The sequence below is a fragment of the Actinomycetota bacterium genome (assembly GCA_005888325.1).
Classification (GTDB): domain Bacteria; phylum Actinomycetota; class Acidimicrobiia; order Acidimicrobiales; family AC-14; genus AC-14.
Window position 1 is genome coordinate 40,004 of sequence record VAWU01000029.1, and the last position, 6,067, is coordinate 46,070.

Sequence of the window (6,067 nt, forward strand, 5' to 3'; positions counted from 1 at the left end):
TCGTGGCACTCATGCCGACGCGCTATTGGGTCGAGACGCTCGGCTGCCCGAAGAACCAGGTCGACTCCGACAAGCTCGTCGGCACCTTGGAGGCCGACGGCCTGGTTGCGGCCGCGATGCCCGAGGAAGCCGACGTGGTGGTCGTCAACACGTGCGCGTTCATCGAAGCGGCACGTCAGGAGTCGATCGACACCGTGCTCGCCCTCGGCGAGACGCGCCGGCCCGGTGCCCGCCTCGTCGTCACCGGCTGTCTCGCCGAGCGCTACGGCGACGAACTGGCGTCCGCGCTGCCCGAGGCGGACGCGGTGGCGGGCTTCGGCGTGCCGGTCACGCTCACGTCGAGGGTCCCGAGCTTCGACCTGCTGAACCTGCCCCGGCCCCGCAGCCGCGTGCCCTGGGCCTATGTGAAGGTGGCGGAGGGCTGCGACCGCACGTGCGGGTTCTGCGCCATCCCGTCGTTCCGGGGCAAGCAGCGCTCACGGTCGATCGAGCAGATCCTCGACGAGGTCGAGCAGCTCGAGGTGGCCGAGATCGTCCTCGTCGCCCAGGACCTCGCGTCGTACGGCCGTGACCTCGTTCGTCCGGGCCGCCATGAGCGCGGACGTCGCGCCATCGTGCCCCTCGTGCAGGCGGTCGCGCAGCGAGTGCCGCGCACCCGTCTCCTCTACCTCTATCCGAGCGAGCTCGATGACGCGCTCGTCGACACGGTGTGCGCGACGGGAGTTCCGTACTTCGACCTCTCGTTGCAACACGCGTCGAAGCCGTTGTTGCGACGGATGCGCCGTTGGGGCGACGGTGACCGCTTCCTCGCCCGCATCCGCTCGATCCGCGCGCGCGAGCCCGACGCCGCGTTCCGTTCCTCGTTCATCGTCGGCTACCCGGGTGAGACGGAGGCCGACCACGACCGGCTATTGCGCTTCGTGGAGGACGCCGACCTCGACTGGGCCGGGTTCTTCGCCTTCTCGCGAGAGGACGGCACCTACGCGGCAGGGCTCGACGGTGGGGTCGACGAGGCCCTGGTAGGCGAGCGCCTCCGCGAGCTCACCGAACTGCAGGACCGCATCACCGCCCATCGGCGCGACGCGCTGGTCGGGCGCGACGTCGACGTTCTCGTCGACACGCCGGGGGTCGGTCGCACCCATCGCGAGGCGCCCGAGATCGACGGCATCGTGTCCGTGCCCGATGCACTCGCTCCGGGGTCGTTCGCGCGTCTCACGGTCACGGCCGCGGCCGGCCCCGACCTGGAAGCGGCATAGCCGGTGGCGACGAGCTTCGGGCCCTCGGCGCTAGCCACGCCGGCCAACGCCATCACCATGGCGAGGCTGGCATCGACGCCGCTGCTCCTCGTGGTGGTGCTCGCCGCAGGCTCCGACGGCAGCTGGCTCGCGGTGGGCGTGTGGTTCGTGCTCTCGTGCACCGACGGCGTCGACGGGTGGCTCGCCCGCCGGCACGGCACCACCGCATCCGGCGCGTTCCTCGACCCGCTCGCGGACAAGGTCGTGGTGCTCGGCGCGATGGCGGTGCTCGTCGCGAACGACGTGTTCTGGTGGCTGCCGGTGCTGTTGATCGCGACGCGCGAGATCGCGGTCAGCGCGTATCGCTCGTGGGTGGGGCGCAGGGGCATCTCCGTTCCCGCCCGCCCGGCCGCGAAGGCCAAGACCGTCGTGCAGGACCTCGCGGTCGGCTTCGCGCTGCTGCCCCTCACGGCCGAGAGCCACCCGTTCGTGGCCAACGCCTTCCTGTGGGGCGCGGTCGTCCTCACGGTGGTCACCGGCGCCCAGTACCTGTTCGACGGAAGGCGGGTGGCAGTCAGTGAGGTGTGAGGTCGTCGCCGTCGGCACCGAGCTGCTGCTCGGACAGGTGGTCGACACGAACTCGTCGTGGATCGGTGAGCAGCTCGCGCTGGCGGGAATCGACTCGCACTTCCAGACCAAGGTGGGCGACAACCAGGCGCGCATGGTGCTCGCCATCCGCAACGCGCTGGCGCGCAGCGACGCGGTCGTCGTGTGCGGTGGCATCGGCCCCACGCAGGACGACATCACGCGTGAGGCCATCGCCGAGGTGATGAACGTCGGGCTCGTTCGTGACCCCGCGGTCGTCGAGCACATCCGCTCCATGTTCGGCAGCCGCGGTCGTGACATGGCGGCGTCGAACGAGCGCCAGGCCGATCGCCCCGAGGGCGCAGAGTTCATCACGAACCCCCTCGGCACCGCGCCGGGCCTGATCTGCCCCGTCGGCCACAAGGTGGTCTACGCGGTGCCCGGCGTTCCCTACGAGATGCAGGCGATGGTGGGCTCGGTCGTGCTCCCCGACTTGCAGCGGCGGTCGGGGGAGACCTCGGTCATCCTCAGCCGTACGTTGCGCACCTGGGGGACGGCGGAGTCGACGCTGGCCGAGATGGTGGGACCGCGGGTCGACGCGCTCGACGCCGTCGGCAACCCGACGATCGCGTTCCTCGCCAGCGGCATCGAGGGCATCAAGGTGCGCATCACCGCGAAGGGACCCGACGAGGCCGCGGCGCGCGATCTGCTGACCGCCGAAGAGGACGAGCTGCGAGCGCTCCTCGGCCCGCTCGTGTTCGGCGTCGACGACGAGAGCATGGAGCACGCGGTCGCCGTGCTGCTGGACAGCCATCAGCTGACGCTGGGTGTCGCGGAGTCGCTGACCGGTGGCCTCGTCGGGGCCCGGCTGGCATCGGTCGCGGGCGCCAGTGGGTTCTTCCGCGGCGCCATCGTGGCCTACGACCGCGAGGTCAAGTTCGATCTGCTGGGCGTGCCCCGCGGGCCCGTGGTGAGCGAGGAGGCGGTGATCGCGATGGCCCAGGGCGCCCGCAAGGTGCTGGGCGCCGACGTCGGCCTCGCGGTCACGGGCGTCGCCGGCCCGGCTGAGCAGGACGGTCAGCCGGTCGGCACGGTGTTCCTCGGGCTCGCGCTCGACGATCGGGTCGAGGCGATGCACACCCGCCTGCCCGGCGACCGCGAACGGGTCCGCCAGTTCGCGTGCATCTCGTTGCTCAACCTCCTGCGGATGCGCCTGCTCGAGCGCGAGTGAGGCACGCGCGGCTCTTCGTGGCCGCAGTCCCTCCCGCCGCGGTGCTCGACCAGATCGCCGAGCTGACCCGTCCCGAGATCGAGGGCCTGCGCTGGACCACCCGCGACCAGTGGCACGCGACCCTCCGCTTCCTCGGCCGGGTGTCCGACGTCGACGCTGTGACGGCCGCACTCGAGCCGGTCTCGTTGCCGCGTTGCGAGGCGAGGCTCGGGCCGGAGACCGGCCGGTTCGGGCGCCGCGTGCTGCACGTCCCCGTGGCCGGGCTGGACGACCTCGCAGCCGTGATCGTGGCGGCCACCGCGGCCGTGGGCGAGCCGCCCGAGGACCGGCCGTTCGCGGCCCACGTCACGCTCGCTCGGGCCCGCGCCCGCCGGGGCACCGACCTCCGGGCGTTGACAGGCGCGCCCCTCGCCGCCCGGTGGACGGTCGAGGAGGTCTGCGTGATAGAGAGCCATCTGCACCCCCGCGGCGCGCGGTACGAGTTGGTCCAACGCGTCCGTACCATGGAGCCATGAGATTCGTGCTTCGTCGCTCGATCCCTTCGATCGGGGGTCTGCTGGGGTTGGTGCTCGCGGTCGGTGTCGCGGGCGTCTTCGCGCTCGGGCTCCCGCTGTGGTTCCCCGCCGCCTTCGCCATCGCCATCGTCTTGCTGCAGTACGCGGTCAACCCGCTGATCATCCAGTGGCTGGTGCCCGCGACGGTGGTGGAGCACGACGGTGAGCGCTATCTCACCGACCATCCCGTCGGCGAGATCGTCGCCCGCCGCTGTCGCGACGCCGGCGTCCCCCTCGTGAAGCTGGGGTTCGTTGACGACGGCAACCCCAACGCGTTCACGTTCGGGCGCACCCCGCGCGACGCACGCATGTGGGTGACCCGGGGCCTCCTCGAGCGGCTCGACGAGCGCGAGCTCGACGCGGTGATCACCCACGAGGTGGGGCACGTCCGCCACTGGGACTTCGCGGTGATGACGGTCGCCGCGGTCGTGCCGATGGTGCTGTACCTCGTGTTCGTGACGGCGCGCACCACCGATCGCCAGGAGGCGCGTGCGGTCGCGGTCGGCGCCTACGTCGCGTACCTCGTGTCGCAGTTCATGTTGCTGGCGCTGAGCCGGGCGCGGGAGTCGGCCGCCGACCACTGGTCCTGTGAATGCACGGGCGACGGCGACGCGCTCGCGTCCGCACTCGTGAAGATCGCGTACGGGATGGGCCAGGTGTCCGCGGAGCAGAAAGAGCGCGTCCACGCGCTGGCGGCATCGGGCAAACAGGGCAAGAAAGAGGCGGCGCGCCTCCAGCAGCGCACGCGGCGGGCGCAATCGATGCGCGCCATGGGCATCTTCGAGCCGCGCGCTGCCGATGCGATGGCCGTCTCGTTCGCTCGAGGGATCGATCCCCAGCGCGCCATCGCGGCCATGCGGTGGGATGTGGTCAACCCGTGGGGCGCGGTGCTCGAGAAGCTGTCGTCCCATCCGCTCGTGGCCCGGCGCATCCAGGTCCTCGAGGAGTCGGGCCTGCCCGGCGCGCCCAAGCAGTGGAGCGTGCTTCGGTCGTTGGCCACCGTCACCCCGGAGCAGCGCACGGCCGCCCGCGCCCGGTTCGGCCGGGAGCTCGCAATCGCCGTCGCTCCGTGGGCGATCCTCGTGCCGCTCGTGCTCTTCGGCGCGTTCACCGGCTCGCGCTTCTCGATCGGCCTGGCGCTGACGCTCGCCGGTGCGCTGCTGTTCGTGAAGCAGAGCGTGCGCTATCCGTCGGGTTCGCAGCCGACGGATGAGGTGGCGTCGCTGCTCGAGCGACTGGACGCGAGCCCGATCGGCGGCATCGCGGTCGACGTGCGCGGGCAGATCATCGGGCGCGGGTTCCCCGGCTACGTGCTCTCACCCGACCTCGTCGTGCAGGACGCGTCCGGGTTCGTGCCCCTGCTCTACCGCCAGCCCGTGCCGTTCATGGCGGCGCTCTTCGCGCTGTTCAAGGCCGAGAAGTACATGGGCCAGGAGGTCGTCGCGCGGGGTTGGTACCGCCGCGCGCCAGGACCCATGATCGAGCTGCGCGAGGTGTGGGCCTCCGACGGCACGCGCTCGCGGTCGTGGGAGTGGATGGCGCGCTTCATCGCGTCGGGGCTGGTGCTGTTCGCCGGCGTCGTCGTGATGCTGCTCGCCCTCGCCGGCTGAGGCGGGCGCCGCCCCGGTCGGGTACGCGGGGCGCTCAGGGCAAACGCGCCGCGCGTCGCTCGCGCCACGTCACCTCGCCGGCCGCGCTCACATCAGGGTGGTGCTCGACTGCCGCTCTCCACCTGTCGATCGACGTCGGTCGTGACGACGCCCGTTTCGACGCTGGCCGTGTCCGCGACGCCGCTGCCCGGTGGTGTCAGGCGGTAGCACCCGGGCCCGCCCACCAGCTCCCAGCCCTTGGTCTTGAGCAGGTGGTGCCACCCGCACATGCGCCCCAGCCCGTCGAGGGAGGTGGTGTGGCACTGCGCGTAGGGCACCCGGTGGTCGCGCTCCAGGCGCCAGTCGACGTCGCAGCCGGTGACGACGCAGCGCCGGTCGCGCACCGCCAGCGCCGCGTCCTGATGGGCGTCGACATAGCGGCTGCGGCGGGTGAGGGCCTTGACGTCGATGCCGTCGGTGACGATGAGACGCAGGTAGGCGTCGTGCCTCCAGGACTCCACCACCGCCACCGGCACCGGCCCCAGGCCCTCGATCTCACACGCCTCGCCCGCAACCGTGTGTCCCCGCACCAGGGCCGCGTGGTCGACCACGACTCGGATCTCGGCCTTGGGCTTGGCGCGTTTGCCCGTGCCCTCGGCGCACACCAGGGCCTCGAGCGCGTCCATCGCGTAGGCCTGGTGGGGCTCGCGCCGGCCCTCGGCCCGCGCCCCTTTGAACACGCGGTCGATCTCGGCGTCGAGGGCGAGCAGCATCCTCGCCCCCGCGTCGGGAGTGGTGCGGAACGCACCGCAGAACGCCCCCTCGCCGTCGGTCCAGGTGCGCAGGTGGCGCTCGGCGCGGATCGCGGCGTAG

5 protein-coding genes are annotated in these 6,067 nt (G+C 71.9%); all 5 read left to right on the forward strand.

The features are described 5' to 3' along the window. The first annotated feature begins 11 nt into the window (after window positions 1-11). The 5 genes from rimO to E6G06_11795 are packed head-to-tail and all read left to right on the forward strand — an operon-like array spanning window position 12 to window position 5,215. Window positions 12-1,256 carry a 30S ribosomal protein S12 methylthiotransferase RimO gene (gene rimO / locus E6G06_11775; GenBank protein ID TML90741.1) on the forward strand — a complete coding sequence of 415 codons (1,245 nt, stop codon included), beginning with the start codon at window positions 12-14 and terminating at the stop codon, window positions 1,254-1,256. Between the two features lie 3 nt (window positions 1,257-1,259). Continuing rightward, a complete protein-coding gene (locus E6G06_11780) occupies window positions 1,260-1,823 on the forward strand; it encodes a CDP-alcohol phosphatidyltransferase family protein (GenBank protein TML90742.1) in 564 nt (187 codons plus the stop codon). Then, window positions 1,813-3,051, forward strand: a complete 1,239-nt coding sequence (locus E6G06_11785; GenBank protein TML90743.1) for a competence/damage-inducible protein A — start codon at window positions 1,813-1,815, stop codon at window positions 3,049-3,051. The genes E6G06_11780 and E6G06_11785 overlap by 11 nt, the downstream gene beginning before the upstream one ends. Beyond that, complete coding sequence (thpR, locus tag E6G06_11790) at window positions 3,000-3,566, forward strand: RNA 2',3'-cyclic phosphodiesterase (protein ID TML90744.1); 567 nt, start codon at window positions 3,000-3,002, stop codon at window positions 3,564-3,566. The genes E6G06_11785 and thpR overlap by 52 nt, the downstream gene beginning before the upstream one ends. After that, window positions 3,563-5,215, forward strand: a complete 1,653-nt coding sequence (locus tag E6G06_11795; protein ID TML90745.1) for a protease — start codon at window positions 3,563-3,565, stop codon at window positions 5,213-5,215. The genes thpR and E6G06_11795 overlap by 4 nt, the downstream gene beginning before the upstream one ends. Window positions 5,216-6,067 lie beyond the last annotated feature (852 nt).

Coding starts and splice junctions, on each gene's coding strand:
- E6G06_11795 (TML90745.1), top strand. CDS start 3,563: ATGAGATTCGTGCTTCGTCGCTCGATCCCTTCGATCGGGGGTCTGCTG.
- rimO (TML90741.1), top strand. CDS start 12: ATGCCGACGCGCTATTGGGTCGAGACGCTCGGCTGCCCGAAGAACCAG.